At 46.6% G+C, this 22990-nt stretch carries 26 protein-coding genes; 1 reads left to right on the top strand and 25 read right to left on the bottom strand.

Going from position 1 to position 22990, the window contains the following annotated elements; all coding sequences use genetic code 11:
* Positions 1-79: 79 nt before the first annotated feature.
* The 10 genes from OH460_RS01950 to OH460_RS01905 form a co-directional block, all read right to left on the bottom strand.
* Complete coding sequence (locus OH460_RS01950; RefSeq protein ID WP_008216133.1) at positions 80-370, bottom strand: hypothetical protein; 291 nt, start codon at positions 368-370, stop codon at positions 80-82.
* Positions 363-1337, bottom strand: coding sequence for an OmpA family protein (locus OH460_RS01945; RefSeq protein ID WP_269994562.1), 975 nt, complete (start codon positions 1335-1337; stop codon positions 363-365). Before OH460_RS01945 ends, OH460_RS01950 begins: the two co-directional genes overlap by 8 nt.
* A gap of 10 nt (positions 1338-1347) precedes the next feature.
* Complete coding sequence (motA, locus tag OH460_RS01940; RefSeq protein ID WP_008216137.1) at positions 1348-2220, bottom strand: flagellar motor stator protein MotA; 873 nt, start codon at positions 2218-2220, stop codon at positions 1348-1350.
* Positions 2208-2915, bottom strand: coding sequence for a sigma-70 family RNA polymerase sigma factor (locus OH460_RS01935; RefSeq protein ID WP_239916035.1), 708 nt, complete (start codon positions 2913-2915; stop codon positions 2208-2210). The genes motA and OH460_RS01935 overlap by 13 nt, the downstream gene beginning before the upstream one ends.
* Positions 2916-2924: 9 nt before the next feature.
* Positions 2925-3359: a flagellar biosynthesis sigma factor gene (locus OH460_RS01930; RefSeq protein ID WP_239916036.1), complete on the bottom strand. Its 435-nt coding sequence runs from the start codon at positions 3357-3359 to the stop codon at positions 2925-2927.
* Between the two features lie 2 nt (positions 3360-3361).
* On the bottom strand, positions 3362-4660 hold the full coding sequence (locus OH460_RS01925) for a flagellar hook-length control protein FliK (protein WP_269994555.1): 1299 nt from the start codon (positions 4658-4660) through the stop codon (positions 3362-3364).
* Positions 4661-4662: 2 nt separating this feature from the next.
* Entirely contained in the window at positions 4663-4962 is a 300-nt protein-coding gene (locus OH460_RS01920; protein ID WP_269994553.1) for a hypothetical protein, read from the bottom strand.
* Positions 4946-5350, bottom strand: a complete 405-nt coding sequence (gene fliS / locus OH460_RS01915; protein ID WP_269994551.1) for a flagellar export chaperone FliS — start codon at positions 5348-5350, stop codon at positions 4946-4948. The genes OH460_RS01920 and fliS overlap by 17 nt, the downstream gene beginning before the upstream one ends.
* 10 nt (positions 5351-5360) lie before the next feature.
* Positions 5361-6683 carry a flagellar filament capping protein FliD gene (gene fliD / locus OH460_RS01910; RefSeq protein ID WP_269994549.1) on the bottom strand — a complete coding sequence of 441 codons (1323 nt, stop codon included), beginning with the start codon at positions 6681-6683 and terminating at the stop codon, positions 5361-5363.
* Positions 6684-6776: 93 nt separating this feature from the next.
* Complete coding sequence (locus tag OH460_RS01905) at positions 6777-7889, bottom strand: flagellin N-terminal helical domain-containing protein (protein WP_269994546.1); 1113 nt, start codon at positions 7887-7889, stop codon at positions 6777-6779.
* Between the two features lie 165 nt (positions 7890-8054).
* On the opposite strand from OH460_RS01905, the gene OH460_RS01900 reads away from it, so the two are divergent.
* Positions 8055-10142: a flagellar biosynthesis protein FlhA gene (locus OH460_RS01900; protein ID WP_269994544.1), complete on the top strand. Its 2088-nt coding sequence runs from the start codon at positions 8055-8057 to the stop codon at positions 10140-10142.
* A 150-nt stretch (positions 10143-10292) separates the two neighbouring features.
* Here OH460_RS01900 and OH460_RS01895 read toward each other — a convergent pair whose 3' ends face one another.
* The 15 genes from OH460_RS01895 to flgG all read right to left on the bottom strand — a co-directional run bounded on the left by OH460_RS01895 (position 10293) and on the right by flgG (position 22988).
* Positions 10293-10808: a glycine zipper 2TM domain-containing protein gene (locus OH460_RS01895; RefSeq protein WP_171368036.1), complete on the bottom strand. Its 516-nt coding sequence runs from the start codon at positions 10806-10808 to the stop codon at positions 10293-10295.
* 180 nt (positions 10809-10988) lie between these two features.
* Entirely contained in the window at positions 10989-11696 is a 708-nt protein-coding gene (flgA, locus tag OH460_RS01890) for a flagellar basal body P-ring formation chaperone FlgA (protein WP_269994541.1), read from the bottom strand.
* 13 nt (positions 11697-11709) lie between these two features.
* Complete coding sequence (locus tag OH460_RS01885) at positions 11710-12129, bottom strand: hypothetical protein (RefSeq protein ID WP_269994540.1); 420 nt, start codon at positions 12127-12129, stop codon at positions 11710-11712.
* Positions 12119-12406 carry a flagellar biosynthesis anti-sigma factor FlgM gene (locus OH460_RS01880; protein ID WP_008223385.1) on the bottom strand — a complete coding sequence of 96 codons (288 nt, stop codon included), beginning with the start codon at positions 12404-12406 and terminating at the stop codon, positions 12119-12121. Before OH460_RS01880 ends, OH460_RS01885 begins: the two co-directional genes overlap by 11 nt.
* Before the next feature lie 61 nt (positions 12407-12467).
* Positions 12468-13475, bottom strand: coding sequence for a hypothetical protein (locus OH460_RS01875; protein ID WP_061031953.1), 1008 nt, complete (start codon positions 13473-13475; stop codon positions 12468-12470).
* A gap of 13 nt (positions 13476-13488) precedes the next feature.
* Positions 13489-14493, bottom strand: coding sequence for a FliG C-terminal domain-containing protein (locus OH460_RS01870; RefSeq protein WP_102423986.1), 1005 nt, complete (start codon positions 14491-14493; stop codon positions 13489-13491).
* Between the two features lie 32 nt (positions 14494-14525).
* Complete coding sequence (gene fliF, locus OH460_RS01865) at positions 14526-16199, bottom strand: flagellar basal-body MS-ring/collar protein FliF (RefSeq protein WP_269994534.1); 1674 nt, start codon at positions 16197-16199, stop codon at positions 14526-14528.
* A 14-nt stretch (positions 16200-16213) separates the two neighbouring features.
* Positions 16214-16588, bottom strand: coding sequence for a flagellar hook-basal body complex protein FliE (locus OH460_RS01860; protein WP_086968991.1), 375 nt, complete (start codon positions 16586-16588; stop codon positions 16214-16216).
* A 29-nt stretch (positions 16589-16617) separates the two neighbouring features.
* Positions 16618-17415: an OmpA family protein gene (locus OH460_RS01855; RefSeq protein ID WP_269994531.1), complete on the bottom strand. Its 798-nt coding sequence runs from the start codon at positions 17413-17415 to the stop codon at positions 16618-16620.
* Positions 17416-17513: 98 nt separating this feature from the next.
* The gene (gene flgL / locus OH460_RS01850) at positions 17514-18398 is read right to left on the bottom strand and encodes a flagellar hook-associated protein FlgL (RefSeq protein WP_269994529.1); all 885 of its coding nucleotides are present in this window, start codon (positions 18396-18398) and stop codon (positions 17514-17516) included.
* Positions 18399-18408: 10 nt separating this feature from the next.
* A complete protein-coding gene (flgK, locus tag OH460_RS01845; protein WP_269994527.1) occupies positions 18409-19788 on the bottom strand; it encodes a flagellar hook-associated protein FlgK in 1380 nt (459 codons plus the stop codon).
* On the bottom strand, positions 19788-20306 hold the full coding sequence (locus tag OH460_RS01840) for a rod-binding protein (RefSeq protein ID WP_269994523.1): 519 nt from the start codon (positions 20304-20306) through the stop codon (positions 19788-19790). Before OH460_RS01840 ends, flgK begins: the two co-directional genes overlap by 1 nt.
* A complete protein-coding gene (locus OH460_RS01835) occupies positions 20306-21433 on the bottom strand; it encodes a flagellar basal body P-ring protein FlgI (protein WP_171730271.1) in 1128 nt (375 codons plus the stop codon). The genes OH460_RS01840 and OH460_RS01835 overlap by 1 nt, the downstream gene beginning before the upstream one ends.
* Positions 21433-22068 (bottom strand): flagellar basal body L-ring protein FlgH, encoded by a 636-nt coding sequence (gene flgH, locus OH460_RS01830; protein ID WP_050413989.1) that lies wholly within the window; start codon positions 22066-22068, stop codon positions 21433-21435. Before flgH ends, OH460_RS01835 begins: the two co-directional genes overlap by 1 nt.
* Before the next feature lie 134 nt (positions 22069-22202).
* Positions 22203-22988 (bottom strand): flagellar basal-body rod protein FlgG, encoded by a 786-nt coding sequence (flgG, locus tag OH460_RS01825; RefSeq protein ID WP_269994519.1) that lies wholly within the window; start codon positions 22986-22988, stop codon positions 22203-22205.
* Between the last annotated feature and the right edge of the window lie 2 nt (positions 22989-22990).

Below are 22990 nucleotides of genomic sequence, written 5' to 3'. Positions count from 1 at the left end.
CGTGTTAGCTGTTCTTTATCCGTGTTAACAGCCAACTTTCAACCTTAAAAGCACACAGATGCTCTGTTCAATCAAAGACTTACCAAAAAAAGGTTAATACCACGATGGTACAACCCAAAAATACTGCGAAACAGATGGGAATGACTAAGTGCTTATCTTTCTCGAGAGAGATAAAACCTTGTGGCTGTTGCACAATAAACATCACCAACAAAATATTGTAGATAGCAATCAACAAACCTACGACAAAAACATCGAAATACAGCAAACTTGTCGCTAAATAGACATAATATCCAATTAAGATGTAATCAATCAGCACTAGCCAAGCTAGGCACTTACGTGTGTTAAACATGACGTTGAGTGATTCAGTCATATCGGCTTAGCACTTCAAAAGAGGTGACTGGTTGGTTCAACTCCGCTTGTCTAACGGCCCTTCTCTTACTGTCGGGCAACACCTTATCTAACTCATGCTGAGCAAGTGGCGAAGAGCCATTACCATTAGCGCTGCCAATCGCAAAAGACTTGTAGACCTTGTTTAATTGCGCCAACGTATTCGCCGTTAATATATAGAGTTCGATACGACGATTAATGCCAGACTTCGTGTTCTCATAATCGACTGGAGCGGTATCACTCATTCCAGTCACTTGGAAAATATGCCGCTCTTGCAGCCCTCCTTTATTCAAATAGTAACGTGCGCTGTTTGCTCTATTGCTTGATAGCTCCCAGTTCGTCATACGGCTTCCTTTGTAGCGACTGGCGTCCGTATGACCAGTAATGATCATCTTATTTTCAATATTCTCGAGTAAGCCTGCGAGGTTGAGTAACAGATCCTGATAAAAAGGCGTCACTTTCGCGCCACCTCGGAAAAACATCGGCCCTTTGTCTGAATCCGCAATCACCAATTTAGCGCCCTGTGGCGTAACAAAAACACTGACACTGCCAAGTGCATCAATACCGGAAAGCTCTTGGGTTATACGTTGTGCCAGCAGTTCAAGCTCCTGCTGACTGTTGAACTCACCTTGCAATACTGAGGTGTCGTTAATCCGATGAAGATCGGCATCATAGTGGGAGGTCGCGACATGAGGCAGTGGCAACGGGTTAATTGAATTACCGCCACTTTCACTAGTACCTAAGTGCATGATTGGGTCGTTGCCGTAAGCAAAGTAATTGAGGAGCTTTTTCTGATCATCAACATCCACGACCTGCAAAATCCATAGCACCAAGAAGAGGCACATCAACGAAATCATTAGATCCGCCATTGCGACCTTCCAACCACCATGTTGCAGTTCATTGCGCTTACGGCGGCCTTTTTTCTGAATAATGATTTGAGGTTGCTGCATCATCGTATCCTTAACTTGATGACGGCTGCTGTCTTAATACTTCAACCGCTTTCTCAAGTTCAACAAATGATGGCTTGTAGCGCGTCTCGATATTTTTTCGGCCGGCATTGGCACACATGTGAGCCGACTGCCCTTGCGCATAAGCGGACAATATCGACTTAACACACAACAAAGGCGCTAGCTGATTCTCAGACACATCTTTAATGCTGCTCGACATCGGGCCTAACACACAGTAACAACCAAAAACGCCAGTGAATGTACCCACCAATGCACCAGCAATGTTCTTACCAATTTCGCTTATCTCACCATCTAACCCCTGCATCGTGAGGATTATCCCCATCACCGCCGCTAAGATCCCTAGCCCTGGCATCGCCTCAGCAGTAGCATGCAGTTTCTCTGACGGCTTAGTGTATTCGTCTTCTAGATGTTCAATTTCTTCTTCAAGAAACGCCTCGAGTAAATGCTGAGATTGCTTGCCCGTAATCACCTGACGAAATGAATCGATAATGAATTGTGTGGTTAACGCGTCTTTGGTAATTCGAGGATACTTCGCGAAAATCTTGCTCGATTCCGGGTTCTCCACATGAATATCCAACGCTTTAATGTTCTTCACTCTCGCGGTGTTGATCAGCTCAAACATCAATGAAAGTAACTGCTGATAATAGTCCTTATTGTAAGGAGTAGAGCGAAACGCAATACCAACCTGTTGCACCATCAATTTAAGGGTTGAAGAGGTCGTAGACATCAGCAAGCTAGCGAAGGCTGCACCAAAAATAATGATGATCTCTGACAGCTTAAAGATGAACTCAAACTTACCACCAAGGAAAATGAAGCCACCAAAAATCACACTTAATACGACAACAATGCCGATTAACTTTTGCATACATCACTCTCCTTAATTCTGCTTTTGAGAATGTCTAAGCCTCGATGCTTGAGTCGATGCACCTTAATCTCATTGATATCAAGGACTAACGCCGTCTCTTTGGTGCTCAAGCTCTTCACATAAACCAGATACAAAATCCGCTGTTCCATTGCAGGGAGCGAGTTCAACACCTGTTTCACCTCGTTAAACAGCACTTCTTTGTCGGTTTCGGGCACAGCGGTTACCACCGACTCCAACTCGATATCATCAAACACATCCACGAGAGTCATGGCTTGCTGGTAATCTCCCGCTTCAACTCCTAAGTGTCGGCAGACTTCATTACTGGTTGGCTCCCTCCCGAGCTGCTGGAGTAACTGTCGCTCCGCATGTTTGATGCGGTTAACCAGTTGGCGTTTATCACGCTCCATGTAGTCACGTCGACGCAACTCATCGATCAATTCACCACGAATACGCACCGCAACGGCACGCCGAAAATCATCATTAGCCACATGATCAAACTTTCTCAATTCAATCACTAAGGTCATCATGGCGGTCTGTTTAAGATCTTCAAACGTGCCCTCATCCACCGCATAGCGATATTGATACAGCAAACCATTAATCAACTTAATGTTTTGCTGTAATACCAGCTTCTCAAGCTCTTGTAGCGTTGCTTGGTCATCGGTTTGAGTGTGTTGATATTTAGGCTGCATTAACATGGTGACGACCTATTGAAATACCGCTTTCGTCACAAGCACATCACCCACTTGCAAGCTTGGTAGCTCGTCCAAATCGTCTTTTAAATCGTCTTGAATGACATAGATAAACTGCTTGTTATAGAAGTAAGACGCCTCCTTCACACTGAATTTTTTGATGATTCGATTTTTGATTCGGCTCAGTTGCTCGTGCACGTAACCACTGTTCCTCTCTGGCGTAAACATAGAGACATCCAGTAGCAACAGGCTTTGTCGGTTACCTAAATTAATCGGCACCAGCACATTTTCTAGCTGAACCTCGATCTGTTGTGTTGGAACCGGCTCTGGCTCACTTGGGGTTAACCATGAACTCAAGACAGCCATATTCAGTTGATTGGTTTGATAAAACCAAAAACCTGTCACACATAGAGCAAGGGTTAAAGCAAAGGTGATAAATACTTTAATCATGTTCAGACCCTCGCTATGTATGCTTGGTATTCCAAAACATACTCTGGTTGCTCTTGCGCGTGATCATCACTGGAGGACAGACGTTCTTGCTCTAAGAGCTGATTTTGTTGCTTCGACTCAGGCTGGCGATGAGTCGGCTGGTCGAGAACGATATTTACCTCAGACAACTCGGAGTTTTGCGAGGTCAATTCGTGTCGCAAACGCTCCGATGTCGCCAAGATGGCTTCTCTAGTTAGCGCCGATGACGCACTCATTTGGATGTTAACTTTGTCACCGTCCATGCGAATGTACATCTCGACCTTGCCTAACTCAGGTGGATCAAAACGAATTCGAGCCGCCTGATTTAACGTATCGAACTGAAGCTGGATCTTGTCTCTCAAGACTTGATGTATCTGCCTTTGGCTCTCTAAACTAAGCTCTTTGGTCGCCTCTACCATCGGGGCCATCGCCCTAACATGGCTACTATCACTGGTAGTATTAACCGCTTCAACTAGGGGCAGCCCCGTTAACAGCGGTGTGTTGGAAATAGCTCCTAATTTGAGGCTTGCAGGAGTGGCGTTGAACATTGAGCTGGCCATCTGATGATTAGACGACAAAGCAAGCTCAGAGGAGGTGTAACTATTGGGCGTGTGACCAACAAATGAAGGCGTGCTCGCTTGCCAATCAATCCCTGAATATTCCACGCCCTTAGAAGACAATAAAGCGCTGCTCGTTGAACCGAATTCAAAACCCGCTCCCCGTCTTTGATTCATCAATTCCAACTGCTGGGTAACAAAACGAGCAATCGCACTTAACTGCGGTGGTTGAATCTGTGGCTGAAGCACAAGCTCTTGTGGCGAATCGAGCGACTGCACCGCCGCTCTATCACTTAGGTTCAACCCTTGCACTGCTGATTCCAATTGAGCTAGAGGTAAGTGAGAGTCAGTGCTATCAAGCTCAGGATTCAATAAATCAGGATTAGATAGTTGTGAGTAAGAAAGTATCGAATGAGAAAAACCAACCATGCCTTCAGAAGTGATACTGTTGGTCAGAGAAATAGGATTGGGAGAGCTTACAGACATAGACGAACTCACCTGATCGAGTACCGAAAATAGCGACTGAAAAGACTGTGCAAGCGGCGTCATACGTATCTCGCCCAGTTCTGAAGTCAATCCTTCAGAAGCGAAAGGGTCAGAAGCTAAGTGGTCAAAGGCTTGAGGCGCCGATAACGTACTCGCGGTGTTACTTTTCACCGAAGAACTTGCCGTCGACAGTACATCCAGACTGCCCCGATAAGACGACGTTTGTGCTTGCAATTCCATAATTACTCTCCCGCTCGGACCTGTGTCTGAGCATAAGCTTTGTCACGTTCACGTAGACTGATATTGTTACTAAGCTGCTGTTTTAATATGGCTTGTTCATGGTTCACCAAGATTCGGCATTGCTCATGAACCAACTTAAGTCGCCTAACGATAACAACATAGTCAGGGTGCGACTGTTCAACGGCTACAAGCACCTTTTTCACTAGCAGATTAAGCTTCGCGATCTCTGCAAATTTTTTACGATTTGCTGCATCCTCTAACTTACTGACAAGGCGTCCTAGCTGTTTAGGACTGGGCTTCATCAAGCCACTCCATGGCACCTTCCCAGCCCTCTTTGAGATCGGTCACGACGCCAATCAACTTAACAATCAGCTCAGTATTCATCTCTTTTGACGCCTCAAATACAGTCGCTATGGCATGCTCATACAAGGCGTGTATGTTTTGGATAAGTTCTTCCCCGGTCGATAAATCCATAGACGCATCAAGCCCGACTAAGATATCAATCGATTTTTGTGTCGCTTTGGATTTGAGCTCCAAGTCTTTGGTTTCAATTGAAAACTTGACACTTTCCAACTCTTGAATCAGTCGCTCATGTAACATACAAATCAATTCAAAGCTCGACGACACTGAAGCATTCGCCGTCACTTGAACATTGGCATAATTGGCTTGCTGCTGTTTCCCTAAAAGCATGTGTAGCTCCTTAAATCGTGAAAAGTCCCGATACCGAATCCAATTGGCTACTGAGTGAATTCAATTGAGTAAACTGAGACAAGTAACGGTTGTAGTAAGTCTCATAGCGAGTGTCGAGCGCCGCTAAGGCGTCATTAATGCGGCTCTTTTCATTGTCGAGCGTATCTATTCGTCGATTCAGGGAGCCATTGGAAAAGTCGATATAGGTTTCAAGTTTGCTTTCAAATGCTTCAAAAACTCCACCACTTCCGGTAAATAGCGTTTCAAAATCGACCGTCGCTGCCGCACTTTCAAATTTGCTGGAGTCCAGGCTGAGCTTGCCATCACGGTCGATTTCGAGCCCTAACTCAAACAATCGAGTACCGTTGTAATCATCACGAATAACGCTAGCCAATTGGTTTTCAATACTGCGCACTGCGCTATCTGAGGCCAACACTCCCCTTGCCTCATCCTCATTACCAGAGGCAGTTAGGTTAGTGATCTCGGTAACGGCGCTGTTATAAGCATCGACAAACTCTTGTAAGGAGGCCACCGTGGCAGAAAGATCATCACCTATTTCAATCTTTGTTGCTGAATCTCCGGCGTTGTTCGCCTTAGTCAGCGTAAGGTCGACCCCATCAATGAGCGATTCAAAGGTATTACTTGAGTTAGTAAGTTGAGTGCCAAACTCACCACCGAGTGCGATCACCGCATCTTGGGCGGTTTGCATAGGTGCAGCGCTTGCTGTCGCGACAACTGTGTCCCAACCGCTTGCTGCATCTGCAGACAAAGTAAAAGCAGCATCAGCACCTTCATTTTCAGAACCAAACAGTACTTTCATCGCCCCTTGCGACTTAACGAGAGTAGCTTGAATAGAACCGTCAAATTGATCATTAAAGTAACTGACAAACTCGCTGTACGTGACATCACCGCTTACGTCAGTGTCTGCATCCATAATATTGATGTCTGTAGTAACGCCGTCTTGAGTGACAGAAAATACGCCCCCCGACGCCATCACATCATTTGAATCAACTGAATTAGCATCAAAAACCACTTGATGATTGGAAGCCATCTGTTGCACAAAAACATCTAAGTTGATGTCATTCACACCAGAGTCGACGGAGAGAGAGAAATAGTCATCACTCGATGTCGAGGTTGACGTTTGAGTGAGACTTGAGCCCGATTTCGTGAATTCATAGATCTTGTTTTCGAGAGATTGAAGGGCCGTTTTAACTTTACCGATAGCGGATGTTTTAGAAACGATCATCGACAGCTTTTGGTTATAACGAAACTCAAATGGCTGCACATCTAAACTGGCAAAATTGCTGGCTAACTGAACCGCGTCAACGTTCATAACCCCTCCCCTTAATTCTATAGGAGGTACAGCTCTACCCTCCTAGTGGTCGGCTATCTATAGCCGTTACTGCGTAAATAATTACTGCTCAAACTAGCCCAATAAGCTCATCGCCAACTGCGGCACCATTTTCGATGCACTCAGCATAGAAGCACCTGATTGCATGAGCATTTGCTGTTTGCTCATCATTCCAGACTCAGAGGCAAAATCGGTATCCATGATTCGACCTTTAGATGCATCCAAGTTTTCAGTCATATTGCCTAAATTGGTAATGGTGTGATCCAATCGATTAATGTTCGCACCAAACTGTGCACGAGTACTGCCTAACTCACTAATAAAACCGGCTTGACTCGTTATTTGCCCACCAGCACTCGACTGCGTGGCGATTGAAGAAGCGGCATAAACACTAGATAGAGTTGTACCCGCAGTAGGCGCTGTTCCGCCATAGTTGGATGCAGTGAAACCACCAAAAGCCGCACCATTTGTCGTCGTAGTTTCATCCCAGGCATCCGCGAGCGCTAAATCAGCAACTGCACTACCCGTTCCAGCTTCAGCTTGACTAAGTAAATCTGAATAGCTGCTATATGTTCCTGCGAGATCACCACCACCACTTTCAGCAACAACGTTGGCATCAAGTTGCGCTAATGCTTGATTCCCCCAGCCAAATGCATCAAGGGCTTGACCGATAGCATCTGCATTTGAAGAAAGATCCACACTCAACGTTTCTGTCGCTGTTGAACCAATTTGAAAAGAGACCGCTCCTGAAGAGAATGAACTTGGATCGGTCCCTGCAAACAAGGAACGACCACCAAAATTGGTATTTTCAAAGATGTTTCCAAGTTCCCCAGCAAGTTGTTCAAACTCCGACTGCATCGCACTTCGATCTGCAAAAGTGTTTGTACCGTTGGCAGCTTGTGTAGCTAGATCATTCATTCTGTATGCAATATTGGTCATCTCATCCAGAGCACCTTCTGCCGTTTGCATCATAGAGATTGCATCTTGTGAATTTCGCATTGCGACATTCAAGCCTCGGCTTTGAAGATTTAATCTGTTAGCAATTTGCAAACCCGCTGCGTCATCCGCAGCTGAGTTAATTCGAAAGCCGGTAGACAGTTTTTCCATTGATTTGGTTAACGCATTGTTGGTCGACTGCAATGTATTTTGAGTCACTAAGCTTGCGTAATTTGTATGTACTGATATAGCCATCTGATGTTCCCCATCTGTGTTTGCTGTTCACTAACTGTTAACGACAGAGGAAAATTTTCATTTCATATTTTTCGAAAAAAGATCACTAAATTTAAAAATAGCAAGACTCAAAAATGAGAAGTGCGTAAAAATATCCTAGTATATTAATCAACAATATTCATAATAATGGTTGTTATGAGACACGTATTTAATGCAGTGGCTGCAAGGCTAACAATTCCAATTGTGTTGCTCATGATCTTGGCGATGGTGATTTTGCCGCTGCCACCTATTCTATTGGATGCGTTTTTTACCTTTAACATCATGCTTGCCATTGTTGTCTTACTGGTCAGCAGCACCGTTTCGCGAGTGCTTGATTTCTCTATATTTCCATCACTATTACTTGTCGCAACCTTGCTTCGATTAACTCTTAACGTCGCCTCTACCCGTATTGTTCTGCTCGAAGGTCACAATGGCGGAGACGCCGCAGGTAAGGTCATTCAATCTTTCGGTGAAGTGGTTATCGGCGGGAGCTACGTTGTCGGTATCGTAGTGTTCGTGATCTTGATGATCATTAACTTTGTGGTTATCACCAAAGGGGGCGAACGGATCTCCGAAGTATCTGCTCGCTTTACTCTGGATGCCCTACCAGGGAAACAGATGGCCATTGATGCCGACTTAAATGCAGGCGCAATCGATCAGAAAGAAGCGAAAACTCGACGCTTAGAAGTAGGAGAAGAAGCTGAGTTCTATGGAGCAATGGACGGTGCCAGTAAGTTTGTTCGTGGTGATGCGATTGCGGGGCTATTGATTCTATTCATCAACTTAATAGGTGGGGTGCTGATAGGCATTTTTGAGCACAACCTCAGCGCAGAAGCGGCTTTTCAAACCTATGCCCTACTAACGATTGGTGATGGTCTAGTTGCACAAATTCCATCGCTGTTACTGGCCACCTCTGCCGCTATCATAGTGACGAGAATCAGTGACAACGATAACGACATGGCGCAGACGGTGAAAAGGCAGTTACTTGCGTCACCGAACAACTTATACATGGCAGCAGGGGTTATGTTTGTTATCGGTAGCGTGCCAAACATGCCACACTTAGCCTTTTATACCTTTGCCGTCTTGCTAGCGTTCGTCGGCTGGAGACAATCGAAATTTCAGCATGTGACACCCGATACCAGCCCCGATTTAGATACGCTTCCTCAGCCCCACCAAGAAAACACCATCGATTGGAGCATTATTCCCAACGTCGATGTGATCGCTTTGTCGTTAGGCTTCAAGCTGGTTCCTTTGGCGAGCTCACAAAAGGGCGGCAATTTGATTAAAAGCATCCGTGGTAGCCGAAAAACACTCAGTGAACAAATAGGCTTTGTGATGCCAGAAGTGGTGATCACCGACAACCTTTCACTCAAGCCTTCTGAGTACGCCATTAGCATTGATGGTGATGAGATTGAGCGTGGTGAGGTGTATGCCGATAAAGCGATGGCAGTCGGCAACCATATTGACCACCCAGACCTGGATGGCATTGTTGGTATCGACCCTGCCTATCAGCTTCCAGCCCTATGGATTAAAAAAGGCGACAAAACCAAGGCGATCAACCATGGATTTCAGGTCATTGAAGTACATGATGTTATCGCGACCCACGTCAGCAAAGTATGCAGCGAACACCTAGACAACATCTTCAATTACGATGATGTAAAAGCCCTCAACCAACGACTTGCTATGCAGCATCCTGAGCTTGCAGAGAACCTAGCAAACGTCATTAGCCCGAACCTACAAATGCAGGTCATCCGTCAGTTACTGGCTCAACAAGTGCCTATCATTAACGTAAGGACCATCGCTAATACCATTATTGAAAGCGTCGACACCATAAAAGACCCAATCTTGCTGTCCTCAAATATTCGGGTCGCGTTAAAACGAACCATCGTCAATTTGATCTCACCAAACAGCAAGACCATCCATGCTTTCATTATTGGAGCAACCTTAGAAGGTGAATTGAAAGGCGCGATCTCTTTGAGCCAGCAAAGCGATCCCAATATTCCTCTCGACTCGATTCCTGTTGAACCGACTATCTTGCAAAAGTTCCAAAATCGCATGCCGACCATAGTACAAACCATGCAGAGCCAAAATCTGCCGCCAGTCATAGTTGTGCCGCCCACGACACGCCCAATGATCGCCAAGTTAGCAAAAGCCTTTGCCAAAGAGCTGATTGTGCTGAGTTACAACGAGATCCCAAATGAGTATGGGTTGAACGTATTGGGGGATGTGGAATAAGTCATAAGAGGCAAGAAAGAAGCCCATCCAAGCTCAAGAAAGCCTATTGATGAACTTCTGTATCCATTTACCTTCCCGCTAAGCCAATGAATGGTAAAACACGCTGACGAAAGATGAGTTCTCCATTCAACAGGCGGGAATCTATTCATCCTATTGGGGCAAGACAACCTGACCAGAGACGATCGGGAAAGTGTTTGTGGTTGGCTTTTTAGCCAAACGTACGGTCGTTGAGGCACCGCCGATTTCGTAAGTCACATCGTATCCATCAACTTGTGTCGATGTGGTGTATTCGGTGCTGCAGCGTTGCTCGGTGGTCGTTATTGTATCGTTTTTCTGTGCGTTATCTTGAATCTTACGCCCTGTCATTGCACCTGCTACCGTGCCAACGGCTGTTGCGATGGTTTTTCCTGAGCCACCTCCAACTTGGTTGCCCAAAGCAGCCCCAGCAGCAGCGCCGCCGATCGTGCCTATAATCTTGGCTTCGTCTTTCACCTCAGCTTGTCGAGTAACCAGCACATTGTGGCAAACCTGATGAGGCGTTTTGACCGATTTAGTGACGGCTTCAACTAACGTAATGTTGGCAAGAGTAGGGGCAGAAGCTTCCTCTTTACACGCTGAGAGTGTCACCACGGTTGTTGCTGCCATTACCACTGCTTTGATTTTCATTGTCTTTCCTTAATTATGTTTTTGTATCGGAGGGCATAATAAGGATTAAAATTAGTGATATTTCAGCGGTGAATGAATTCTATGTCATTGTCTGGTGAAGAGTCAGAGCCAGATAATCACACTGTAAAATTATTATCATGGCGTGGTGATTTACTATACAAACGTAGATTACGGGAGGATTTAGAATACTCGAACTCTATTTTTTTCAATGACTACTCCGCGTAACAACTTTCCAGATTGTTGGTTCTTAACTGAGACCGTATCGCCTACCAGCCCACTTTCCAACGCCATTCCTAACGTTTCTAAACGGATACTTTTCGATTGAAAAACCACATCCACAGCGTGCCCCTTTTCAACGTCATAATCCAAATACATGGAAGAAGTAGTCAACAAATCTCCCTTGTTCAATGAGCGTTTGATTTTGCTGCCAGCGATTTCACTAGCCTTGAAGAACACTTTTTGATCTTTGTAGAGTTTGATCGGTTCAATCGCAATATCATCATGCGTCAGTCTTTGGCCTTTCTTAAGCGCCTTATTGGCTGTCGCAGTCCAGACGGTTATTGTCGACGTTGAGGTTGCTGAAAGAGTCCACCTCTCAGACTCACAGCGCACGTTCCACTTTTGTTTGCCAAGCTTGATTTTACTTCTATGAGTGACTTCAACCGACTCGCTACACTGTGGTAACTGATGAATGGCTCGAGAAAAGCGGATCTGAATATCCAATTGGTACTGTTGGGGGTAACGGTAACGAATGGTTTGTTCAATCAGCGATTGGATTTGAGTAGAAAGTTGTTGTTCAAGAGTAATGTTGCCGACTTCTGCACTCACCTTGGTCACACAACCAAGGGCCAACAGGCATGTGCTAGCTAGTTTTAATAACTTAGCCATACACCGCCTCAACCTAAACATTGACCCTTAATTGATGCTTACCAAGCGCCTCTTCCATTGCTTGATGCTGCATCACCATGACACTGCCTTGGCGCGCCAACTTAGTTTTGCACTGCTTGATGGTCAGCTCGATTTCCGTATCCAAAGTTTGAATACGTTGTAGTGCTTTTCCTTTGAGCCGAGCCTGCATACTTTTTGCGTACTGTCTGTCTTCACACCCCAGTCGCTTGGCCAGAGCAAATCGCTTATCGTCAGCGTCTGCTAGCCGTTGAGTCAGTGATGTGATCGCTTGATTGAGCGATTCCAGCTTCTGATACTCGCGGTTTAATATCGCCACACGGATGTCATCTAGACGTGCGGACAACTCGCCTGACAAAGCCAACACATGTTGACCATAAGTAATGTAACCAATCAGGTCGCTTCTACGTTCCATGATCCAATCTCGTAATGACTTTCGCTAGTTCATCCATATCAAACACTAACTCTCCCGCGGAAATTTGCGCTTTAATCTGCTCGACTTTAGCCGTATCGATATCTTCAACACCGTCAAAAAGGCTCTTGGTGTTATCGAGCAACTCCACCTCATGTTGAGAGAGGTTAATCGGCTTCACCTTCGCTTTTTGATCCGGCTCTGTCTTTTTGTTTTGAACCACATCTACCTGAGTATGAGGCACAACGTGTTTTACATTGTCGACCTTAATTTGACTCATCTCTGCCTACCCATTTTGCTGCACTACTAATTAACTATAACGGCAGTATTTCGTCTCTGTTTCACCTTTTTCTCAATAGTTTGATTACATTGTCTCTGGTTGGCCCACTAAAGCCGCGATGAATTGACTTCAGCGACAGCTCTGGGTTACTCACTAACTGATGTTTAAAACTGCCTAATTTGTGCAACTCAGGGTGTGAACAAAACGCGATAAGCTGATCAGCTTTTTGCCTTTTCATTTTCAACATTTTCGATAATGCCAAATACAGTTTATTGACCCGTTCAAGCAAGGCATCGATTTGTTGATTCGAGCCCGGTTCATTAACCAACAAGCGACTGATGTCGTCCAACACTGGATAGCGAGCTTGAACCTGCACCGCAATCGGTGGTCCTGCAGCGTACCGACCACCTTGCCCGGAAACGAAGACCTGCCCATCCCATAAACGCCATTGTTGGTCTCGAATGCCGATCACGAACTCTTGTTGTGCATTAATTCTGAGCTGCAAATGCGCATAAGCAAACATCATCTTGAATTGTTCTAACAATACCTCTCTGTCTTCAGAGCGTTCAAACGCTAACGGTATCAAGCGGTTATTGATGTACAGAGAGACAACCTCATCACGAAACCGCTCTCGCTGTAAGTCGAGCCCCGGAATCGTAAATTCGATAAAAGGGTTATCGCCTTGAATCGGTGCAAAGCTTGAGTCCACCACATAGTCACCAAACAATCTTTTCTGGCTCCAAAACACCAATTTTTTCTTAATCACATCGATGTGGTTAGCTTGCTCTGGGCTGTATTGATTCAGCTCTGCTAATTGGCGCAGCTTAATCAATTCACTCGCCACGGTTCGTAGCACTTCCCCAGCCATCATGAGCCTGCTGTACATTTTGTGAGAGTCTGCGACTTCAGCAATCAGCTTAGGTCTTTCTTGCAAGTTCATTTGCACCATTTGCTGTCTAATGAGTGCATTATTCGGCTTGTTGCTGGTCAGCTTTTCTGGCTTCTTGATCTTCCCTGTCGTTGTCGGATTCACCTGATTCTTGCGCTGCGTAATACCCGTGAGTTTCATACTGCCTCTCCAATTAGGTCAACCTTGGCTCATTAGCAAAGTTCAGCTTGATGATCTCTTCCGATTGCATTTGTTTGACGATTTCAATGATATCTTTGCGTGCTTGCTCAACCTGACTGACTGGCACCGCACCAATGCGCACCAGATTCTCTTTAAGCTCTGTCGATACCCGTTGTGGCATAGAGTTAATGATGTAAAGGCGGCAATCTTTATTGGTACCTTTCAGAGCATAAGCCCATTGCTCTAGGCTGACTCTTTCGTTAATCAGGTTGATGGTCTCTAGGTCTTGATTGAATAGGGTGAAGAAATCAAACATAGCCTCTTCCACCAGCTCTGCGGCTTCAGCGTCTTGATCATGAAGGAATTGGAATAAATTGCTTTTGTCACCGGAATAACGATTGATGAGGTTCGCGACCACTTTCGAACCTTGCAAGCTAGCAGACCCGCCACTGTGATAATTGATTTTACAGCGATCGATAAGGTCTTTGAGCGTCTCCATCAGACCCGACGTGAGAACCTGCGTCTTAGATATTTGCAATATTAACGCGTGGCACTCTTCTTCCTCATATTCATCCATCACACGGCCGCTGTATTCCAAAGGGAGGTGGGCAATCAACAACGCTTGCAGGTTGATGTGCTCTTTTTTTAGGTCATTAACCAAGAGCTCCGGGGGAATCCACGCCAGCTTCTCAGCATGTGAACGGATCTCGTCACCATAAATCTCCGATACAAGGTCTCTCGCCAAATTACCGTTTAACGTCTTTTCCAACACATTGGTGATGTATTGTCGTGTTCCGCCGAGAATCCCGGAGTGCTTACGAAAATCATCAAAAAAGCCCGACAAAGAGACCAAGGCATCCTTGGCTTTAATGTCCTTCATCTTGCTCATGGCGTGCGTGATCTGTTTTATCTCTTCATGGGTGAAGCCTTTCAGTACCTCAGAACCGATGTCTTCTCCCATCGTTAGCACCAACATCGCGACGCCATCCACTGATTGATAGGTTTGTTTGCCATCCATGCACCTTCTCCTACTGACTTTTATTTGGTTCGTTATGCTTGTATCCAAGTACGTAAAATTTCAGCTACCCTATTCGGATCCTCTTTTGCGATTAGCTTGAGGTGTTTAATTTGAACTTCGAGTGGGCTATCTGCAGATGGCAGGTTGTCATCGAGCGCTTTAATACCGGTTGCATCAATACCTAAGGAATCCAGTTTGGATTGCAATGCAGCATCAGCGGCACGCTCCTCTTTGGTTATCACGTCATCGTATTCCATGCTTTCCGCTTCCAGCTCTTCTTGCTCCGCTGACTTAGTGAGGTATTGAGCGAGAGGTCGCAGCACCACCATGATCATCAAGCCACTGAGCATCACACCTAGCAGATATTTAAGAGGCTGCATGATATGCGTGTTCTCAAACCAAGCTATCGGAGCTTGCTCTGGAATACTCGCAATCACAAAAGGGAAGTGAGTGATGTGAATGCTGTCGCCGCGCTCAGTATTAAAACCGATGGCCGAACGAACCACATTCTCAACATTAGTAAGCTCTTCAGGTGTCCAAGTTTGATTGGGGTTCGCTAAATCGTTGACCACAATAGAGACTGATAGGGTTTGCAATACACCTTGCTGGTGCTGAGTATGGCGAACCTTGCCGCTCACCGCATAATCACGCGATGTTTCACTTCGATTAACCTTGGCGTTGGGCTCTGGTTGAGGCTCTCCATCGGTCACGGGGGGGGTGTTACTCAATGCCCCCGGGATCCCGAGCGCCATCGACGACTCGTTCATGTCACTCAGTAAGGTCTCTTTTCGCACCACGGGATCGGCGTAGATCTCTTCTGTTTCTTCCACCTTAGAGAAATCAATATCACTGGCAATTTGCACTCGAAAATTAGCCGCACCGAGAATCGGAGTCAGCATGTCCGTCGCTTGAGCAACCAAGTTTTTTTCAAGGTTGCGCTTGTAATCAGATTGCTTGCCAGTTGTCACGGTAATGTCCCCAACTGTCGCATCATTCGATAACAAACGACCGTGTTGATCGACCACTCGCACGTGTTCCGATTTAAGCCCTATCACCGCACCAGACACCAAGTTAATGATTGACTCAACCTGCGTCGGCTTAAGGTCCATCCCATTGATAATATGCACAATCACAGAGGCTCTCGGCTGCTCAGCGTCATCACGCATAAACAAGCTTTCTTTGGGTATCGCTAAATGAACACGAGCCAAACTCACGGCACTCATGGTAGTAATACTGCGTGCTAGCTCACCCTCTAGAGCATGGCGATAACGAGCATTTTCCATAAACTGACTTTCGCCAAGGCTCTTTGAGCTATCCAGTGAATCAAAACCACTCGGCAATTGTTCTTTTAAGCCTTTCGACGCCAATATCATCCGGATCTTGGCGACATCACCTTCAGGCACCAGTATTTGTCCATCGTCCTGACTCAGCTGGTAACGTATTGATTCCTCGTCCAACATATGCAGCACTTGGCTAGAATCGAAGTTTGCCGATTTACTATAGAGGGGTCTAAACCTTTCCGATGACGTCCACAACATAATCACGATGATCGCCGCTGTGATCGTCGCAAAAATAGTGATGATAATGACGTTGCGCTGTGAACTCTGCCAAAACATGGTGAGCCAGCCAGAGGCCTCCGTGAGCTTCTCTTTGGCGGCTCCCATGTTGTTGGTCAACGCGGGTTGAGTTTCTGCTTCTCCTGCCATCGCTGATCCCTAGCCTAAATTGGCATTTTTATGATGTCTTGGAAGTTAGACACCATCTTGTTGCGCACTTGCATTAATGCATTGAATGAGAGCTGGGCTTTCTGAGATGCGACCGTCGCCCCCAATAAATCATCACTTTTTCCTAACTCAACAGCGGTGATTTTTTCAGATGCATGAGACTGGTATCTATCCACTGTATCGAGCACACTTTTCAAGGTATTGCTAAACGCCAGTGAATTGTCCGATACCGGATTTACCGTGTGATTGTCATGCGTAATGCCCCTCACCATGGCTCCCGTGACGGCTTGGTTAGAGAACGGATTGCTGGCAACCTCTTGTTGCTGCTCTATCTTCCCTAACATGGCTTGTTGCATCTGGACTGCAGTCATCTTTTCCATTGTTTACCCTCGCGGTTGCATCACTTGCTCACTAACCGAATCTCTACACGACGATTCTTATCCCGGCCTTGTTGAGTCGTGTTGTCGTACTTTGGATAACGGTCACCGTGACCACGTATCTCAATCATTTGCTTTGACACACCATTGCCCATAAACCACTGCGCAACGTCGGATCCTCGCTGCTTTGAAAGTTGCAAATTAGCGACGGAATCACCGGAATTATCGGTGTAACCATCAATCAGAATTTTAATGATTCTCGAATCTCGTTTGACCAAGGTGCTGATGTCGTTGATGGTGCGCTTCTGCCCTTCAGTGAGATCCACCGCGCCCTGTTGAAAGCGCAGTTCGACTCGACGCGCATGTTGGAAATTAACAGGCGGCAAGCCATAACGACATTCATTAAATTGCTCTAAAGCAGGCTTAAAGTTGGTGGTTGGGAAATAGACATCAAAGTCCATCGCATTGACGTTAAACCAAGCGCCACTCGCCATATCATCCAGCATCAAGGTGGCGCCATCGTCAGTCACCAGCGCCGCCCCTTGCTTGTTGACTCTTTCAATGGTGGTTGTGGTGTAAGACCGAGACGTTCCCCATACCGGCTCAGTCGTATTGAATGACGTTGAGGTCGGCAGTGAGCGCACACCTCGCTTTTCCACTCTGACTTTCATCGGGCTTGCTGCCAGCAAGATGAATTGCACTGAAAAGCCAGTATGAGGATCGAAAGAGTTCAGTTCACACATATCGACAGATTCCGTGAACTGCCACTCGACGCTATCGAAGGGAACGATATAGCGCTGTGCCGAAGCCGGAGACGACATTACTCCCCAGCTTATTAAACATGCGCTCAGCACCTTGCCAAATCGACGTCGAAAAGCAGAAGAAATGTCTAAGCTAGCGCTTGCCCTAAAGTACTTATTCATAACAGGTCAAACAGTGAGATTCCGGCAACACGCGCAAAGGTCTTTTGTGTAGCTTCGAGCGCGATCATGCCTTGGTTAAGTTCAACGGATGCCTCGGCATAATCCAGCTCCTCTAGCTCAGAGCGAACCGTTTCAGCAAAGAACACCATATCGATACTGGTCTCTTTCAACCTTTCTAATGCGTTGTATTGACTCCCGATGTCGGTTAATGAAACCAACAAGTTTTGATGAAGTGCTTGGTTGGTAGTGAGCGCGTTATCCAAAGCCGTTGTGAATCCCCCGGTTGCTAACTCCAACTCTGCTATCGCATTGTCTAAATCAGTAAAAATTGCACTGCTACCTATGGTGTCGGTGATGGTTAGGTTACTCGGCACGTACTGATTATCACCCACCTTAGTTTCGCGATAATCTGAATTGGGGTTTAAGGTATAAGGCGGTACAGTATCGATCGCAGGGGTGCTGATATCGGTACCGGAAAAGAGATAACTGCCCTCATTGGCTTGGTTCAGAGTGTTCAACATTTCCGTTTTAAGTGACTTGAGTTCGAGCACGATTCCCGCCCGACTTTCCGAATCAAGAGTGCCGTTTTTCCCTTGTAGAAGCAGTTCATTCACTTGTTGGGAGAGCGACTCAAGCGTGTTGACGTTAGTCTCGTAGCGCGTCAGTTGTGACTGCACATTTTCGATATTTCGCTGGTACTGCTGATTATCAGAGACCGTCTTTTTTAATCCCTCAAGGCGCACAGCGGCTATCGGGTCGTCGGATAAATGATTGATCCTCAGCCCAGTCGACATTTGCTCAAACACTTTGTTCAATCGGATATTGTTGTCCATTAATGAACGCTGCATCACCGCGTTAAATTGGGAGTCCGTTACACGCATCACTTTTCTCCTAGAATGCTCTTAGCAAGGTCTGGAACATCTGATTAGCCGTGCTAATGATTTTCATATTGGCCTCATAAGCGTTGAGATAGAGCAGCATGTTGGCCGCCTCTTCATCGGAATTAACCGCACTGACACTGTCTCTTGCCACTTGCGCGTCTTCCATGCTGACTTGAGCTGCCGTTGCTTCGCTCTGCGCCTGACGAGTGAAAATACCGATATCACCGAGTAGCCCTGAGTAAGCGCTGTAGGGTGTTTCTCCCGCCACTGAGCCGTTGGTTAATGGTGTTTGTGACAGCATCGATAAGTCTTTCAACACATCGCCGTTTCCGGCAAGCGTTGCACTCGATGAAAAGGCTAAGTCTTGTGCCGTGAGGCTAGGATCTATCGCCAACGATAAAGCTTCACTGCCTGGGGTGTAGGTAAACAAGTTCTGACCCGCCGCGCCATTGAGATCAAACCCAGAGTTCAATGCTGTATTCACGCCATCGGCCAAGCCTTTGGCAAGATCCGCTAGCAGTGTTTTGATGGGTTCATATTGATTCGTTTTTAGTGCTTCGAGCGCTCCTAACTCTCCACCTAGTGAAGCATCAACAGGCGTTGTCATTGACTGAAAGGTGATGTTCAAATCCGTGCTGTAAGGGTCGCCACTGGATAGATCTCGCGCAAACGATGCGGCATAACCACCAATCACTAGAGGTTGGCCGTTTGGTGTAGAAAGTTCGACGCCGCCATTGGTGTAGATCACCTGAACATCGAGAGACTTAGAGAGTTCATTGAGGTGTTTATCCATCGCATCTTGTAAACCACCAACGTTCTTGCCTAGCAGCGCATCTTCTTGGAGCTTTTGATTTAGAGAAGCGATGCTTTCTAATTGACTATTCACATGGGTAACCAGAGCACCATAGCGCTCACTTTGCGCGGCTTCTTGCTGGCCCAACTGGGCAGATACAGAGTTAAACTGTTGCGCCAAAGCGTTAGCATTGGTCAGTACTTGCTGGCGAAAAGCAACACTTTCGGGGGTCACACTGGCCTCATCAATGGCAGCAAAAAATCCGTTCATTCCCTGTGTCAGGCTCAGCCCATCCGCCCCCAATAAGTTTTCCAAATTGGAGAGGCCATTGAAGTAGCTCTGGCTAAATTGGGCAGATTCCGTCGCTTCTCTTAGTCGATTGATAGACGATTGATCGGCAATCCGCAGGATATCGCTCACCTCAACACCAGATCCTAAATTAATACCATTTACGGCATTGCCCGATAAACTGGCTTCCATGGTCACTATTTGACGGCTATACCCCAGAGTATTCACATTAGCGGTATTTTGCGCCGTCGTATTGAGCGCTACCCGGTTGGCGAGCGCGCCACTTAACCCGATGTTGGTCATGCCCATTACTGATTCTCCTTATCAAAAGGTCGGCCCATAACTTGTGATGACAACTGTTTAAAAATCATCTCGGCTAATCCGAACGACGATTGACGGCTGATTCGCTGTGCAAGTTGAGCATCTAGCATGCCCTGAAACATATCGTCTGATTTCATCGACAACGGATTATCTTTGTCACTAAGCGCTTGGCTGGCAGAGCGCATTCGGGTCAGCATTTGTTGTAAAAACAACGCCTCAAACTGCTGTGAAGCCGCCAATAATCCTGAAGCAGAATTGTCATGCTTTAATTTAGCAAGCACGTTGTTGTCCAAGTAAAAGTTGGTCATTGCTTGGCTCGAACCAGAGCTGGCTTTCGCCATGTGTCCTGTTTCAGGCGCTCTGTCCATCATTAATCTTTCAAATGGCTGTGAATATTCAGCCTGTTTGACCGACGCCGCCATTTTGGGGCTATCCAGTATTGGCGCCGCATAATGACTTGATATTGGTTCAAGCGCCGCGTGAGTCACAGCCGTTAGATTCGTCATTAAATCACCACCAAGTCCCCGTTAATGGCACCCACCTCATCGAGTGCCTGCAAGATCTGCATCAGCGCTTCCGGCGTCGCTCCAATGTTGTTAATCGCATCAACGATCTCTTGCAGATTGGTCCCTCTCGGCCAAATCATAGTGGTCCCATCTTCCTCATCCACACTCACTTGTGAGTTCTGAATAATTGCGGTTTCCCCAGCAGTATTGAAAGCACCACCGGGCTGAGAAACAGATTGAGATTCCAGTATTGTCACGGTGATCCCACCTTGGCTGACCGCCGCTTCAGACACCGTCACATTCTGGCTGATCACCACTGTTCCGGTGCGAGAGTTGAACACCACCTTAGGCAATCGGCGGCCCTCTTCAACCTCAAGCTCTTGAATCATGGCAACGAACATCACTCGGTCTTCGCTATCAAGCGGGGCAGAGACTTGGATCTGACCTTTATTGAGCGCTTTCGCTACCTGACCACCAAACATCTTATTAATGGCTTTGGAAACATTAAGCGCGGTTTCGTAATTCGGTTGTTTGAGCTGCAAGCGTATCGTTGGCTCTAAATCAGCACCGGTCGATACCTCACGTTCTAAGGTCGCACCATTGGGAATACGCCCGACGGTCGGAGTGTTTCTTGTAATGCTGGTTCCGTTTTCACCAGTGGCATTGAAGCCACCAACCACAAGACTGCCTTGTGCTATGGCGTACACTTCGCCATCAATACCTCGTAGTGGAGTGAGCAATAAGGTGCCTCCGCGCAAGCTTTTTGCATCCCCCAATGAAGACACCGTCACAGTCAGGGTTTGACCTGCACCTTGGTGAGGTTCCACCATGGCTGTGACACTAACGGCAGCGACATTTTTCAGCTTAGGGTTAGTGGAATCATCCAGTTGCACCCCAAATTGTTTGATCATGTTAACTACCGATTGTTGCGTGAACTTCACTTGCGATTTATCGCCAGACCCGTCCAAACCCACAACTAACCCATAGCCAATAAGTTGGTTTTGTCTATCGCCATACACCTCGGCGACTTCTGCAATTGGTCGTGCCGCATCTGCCGAAGAGATAAACCCAAGCAAACACCAAGGCAGCGCCAATGAGGTTAAGTAGAAGCGAATTAGGGCACTCATTAGAATGGCATCCATGGCGAATTGAAGAACTGTGTCAACCAACCAGCAGTGTTGGTATCAGCAAACGAGCCGCGGCCAGCATAAGTAATTCTTGCATCGGCAATTCGCTGGGAAGAGAGTGTGTTGTCTGCCTGAATATCATCGACCCGTACATTGCCAGTCAGACGAATGTATTCATCTCCTTGGTTAAGCTTGAGCCACTTCTCTCCTCTTACTCTAAGCACACCATTGGGCAAGACGTTGTACACGGTGACAGTAATAGAACCCGATAAGCTGTTACCTTGTTTCGAGGCAGCTGCGCCATCAAAATCTCGCGTGGCATCAACAGAAGCGCTCACGTCTTCAAAGGTCTTGTTGCCCAATGTAGGCGCGGTGATGTTAGCGCTGGAATCTTTGCCATATTGGGTTGAAGCACTCTTATCTGACTCTGTTTTTTCATCCAACAACACCGTTAAAATATCGCCCACACGGTACGCTCTTCGATCTTGGAACAAGGTCATCGAAGTCGTTCCCGTATAGAGGCTACCTTTGCTGACTCTGGTCACTTGATAGTCCAGCTCGGGCGGTGCATACGCTTCATCATTTGGCGATGGTGGAATAAAATCGTCTTGGCGACCAGCACAACCCGCCACCATCACCACCAGCAAGGTAACTACGGCGAGATAATAAATCGCACCGATTGCATGCGGCTTACCCAACCTTGGCTTAATTGGCTTTTCCATGTCAGATCTCCCTAGCAACCATCGTTATTCGCTCGTTAAAGCAAGAGCTATGATTGCTGCGCGATGTACTGCAGCATCTCATCGGCTGCGCTGACCATCTTGGCGCTCATCTCATAAGCGCGTTGGGTGGCGATCATATCAACCATTTCTTCCACCACCTGTACGTTCGATCCTTCAAGTGCCCCTTGTTTTAACTGACCTGAACCTTCTGTTCCTGCGACGAGCTCGACCGCTTCACCCGAGCCTTCCGTTTCAATAAATAAGTTTCCCCCTTGAGCAGAGAGCCCTGCAGGGTTCATGAATTTCACTATGGTGATTTGCCCTAGGTCTTCAGGATTGACTTGGCCCGGTATCGTGGCACTGACCACGCCATCAGCAGTAATACTGACCAGAGTCGCCTCTTGAGGAATGACGACTTCAGGGATCAGAGGGTAACCTTGCGTATTAACTAGCTGGCCATCAGAGTTGGTTTGAAACTGTCCATTTCGGGTATAGAGCAGCTCTCCGTCTGAGTTCTCAATCTGAAAGAAGCCATCACCTAAAATCGCCAGATCAAATTGTTGGTTGGTATTCTGGATATTCCCTTGAGTAAACACTTTTTCGGTGCCGACCACTCGAACACCATTACCGAGCTGAATCCCCGTTGGGTGTTCATTAAGCTCTGTGGTTTCGGTACCCGCTTGTTTATCGACGCTATAAAAAAGATCTTCGAACACCACGCGGTCACGCTTGAAACCCACCGTATTGATATTGGCAAGGTTGTTCGAAATAGCCGTCATTTTTGCATCTTGTGCGGCCATCCCTGTTTTGGATATCCATAAGGCACTGTGCATAA

The organism is Vibrio sp. Makdt, assembly GCF_027587015.1.
Lineage (GTDB): Bacteria > Pseudomonadota > Gammaproteobacteria > Enterobacterales > Vibrionaceae > Vibrio > Vibrio chagasii_B.
This window is presented reverse-complemented; position numbering and strand designations above follow the sequence as displayed.

Excerpts from the sequence above, each read along its gene's own strand:
- OH460_RS01880 (WP_008223385.1), bottom strand. The coding sequence starts at position 12,406 with ATGAGTCAAATTAAGGTCGACAATGTAAAACACGTTGTGCCTCATACT.
- OH460_RS01860 (WP_086968991.1), bottom strand. The coding sequence starts at position 16,588 with ATGACTGCAGTCCAGATGCAACAAGCCATGTTAGGGAAGATAGAGCAG.
- OH460_RS01870 (WP_102423986.1), bottom strand. The coding sequence starts at position 14,493 with ATGGATGGCAAACAAACCTATCAATCAGTGGATGGCGTCGCGATGTTG.
- motA (WP_008216137.1), bottom strand. The coding sequence starts at position 2,220 with ATGCAAAAGTTAATCGGCATTGTTGTCGTATTAAGTGTGATTTTTGGT.
- flgG (WP_269994519.1), bottom strand. The coding sequence starts at position 22,988 with ATGCACAGTGCCTTATGGATATCCAAAACAGGGATGGCCGCACAAGAT.
- fliS (WP_269994551.1), bottom strand. The coding sequence starts at position 5,350 with ATGCTTTTAGGGAAACAGCAGCAAGCCAATTATGCCAATGTTCAAGTG.
- OH460_RS01905 (WP_269994546.1), bottom strand. The coding sequence starts at position 7,889 with ATGGCTATATCAGTACATACAAATTACGCAAGCTTAGTGACTCAAAAT.
- OH460_RS01900 (WP_269994544.1), top strand. The coding sequence starts at position 8,055 with ATGGTTGTTATGAGACACGTATTTAATGCAGTGGCTGCAAGGCTAACA.
- fliF (WP_269994534.1), bottom strand. The coding sequence starts at position 16,199 with ATGGCAGGAGAAGCAGAAACTCAACCCGCGTTGACCAACAACATGGGA.
- fliD (WP_269994549.1), bottom strand. The coding sequence starts at position 6,683 with ATGAACGTTGACGCGGTTCAGTTAGCCAGCAATTTTGCCAGTTTAGAT.
- flgL (WP_269994529.1), bottom strand. The coding sequence starts at position 18,398 with ATGCGTGTAACGGACTCCCAATTTAACGCGGTGATGCAGCGTTCATTA.
- OH460_RS01895 (WP_171368036.1), bottom strand. The coding sequence starts at position 10,808 with ATGAAAATCAAAGCAGTGGTAATGGCAGCAACAACCGTGGTGACACTC.
- OH460_RS01925 (WP_269994555.1), bottom strand. The coding sequence starts at position 4,660 with ATGGAATTGCAAGCACAAACGTCGTCTTATCGGGGCAGTCTGGATGTA.
- flgH (WP_050413989.1), bottom strand. The coding sequence starts at position 22,068 with ATGGTGGCGGGTTGTGCTGGTCGCCAAGACGATTTTATTCCACCATCG.
- OH460_RS01840 (WP_269994523.1), bottom strand. The coding sequence starts at position 20,306 with ATGACGAATCTAACGGCTGTGACTCACGCGGCGCTTGAACCAATATCA.
- flgK (WP_269994527.1), bottom strand. The coding sequence starts at position 19,788 with ATGGGCATGACCAACATCGGGTTAAGTGGCGCGCTCGCCAACCGGGTA.
- OH460_RS01935 (WP_239916035.1), bottom strand. The coding sequence starts at position 2,915 with ATGTTAATGCAGCCTAAATATCAACACACTCAAACCGATGACCAAGCA.
- OH460_RS01945 (WP_269994562.1), bottom strand. The coding sequence starts at position 1,337 with ATGCAGCAACCTCAAATCATTATTCAGAAAAAAGGCCGCCGTAAGCGC.
- OH460_RS01855 (WP_269994531.1), bottom strand. The coding sequence starts at position 17,415 with ATGTCGTCTCCGGCTTCGGCACAGCGCTATATCGTTCCCTTCGATAGC.
- OH460_RS01875 (WP_061031953.1), bottom strand. The coding sequence starts at position 13,475 with ATGAAACTCACGGGTATTACGCAGCGCAAGAATCAGGTGAATCCGACA.
- OH460_RS01930 (WP_239916036.1), bottom strand. The coding sequence starts at position 3,359 with ATGATTAAAGTATTTATCACCTTTGCTTTAACCCTTGCTCTATGTGTG.
- OH460_RS01885 (WP_269994540.1), bottom strand. The coding sequence starts at position 12,129 with ATGGAACGTAGAAGCGACCTGATTGGTTACATTACTTATGGTCAACAT.
- OH460_RS01920 (WP_269994553.1), bottom strand. The coding sequence starts at position 4,962 with ATGAAGCCCAGTCCTAAACAGCTAGGACGCCTTGTCAGTAAGTTAGAG.
- OH460_RS01835 (WP_171730271.1), bottom strand. The coding sequence starts at position 21,433 with ATGAGTGCCCTAATTCGCTTCTACTTAACCTCATTGGCGCTGCCTTGG.
- flgA (WP_269994541.1), bottom strand. The coding sequence starts at position 11,696 with ATGGCTAAGTTATTAAAACTAGCTAGCACATGCCTGTTGGCCCTTGGT.
- OH460_RS01950 (WP_008216133.1), bottom strand. The coding sequence starts at position 370 with ATGACTGAATCACTCAACGTCATGTTTAACACACGTAAGTGCCTAGCT.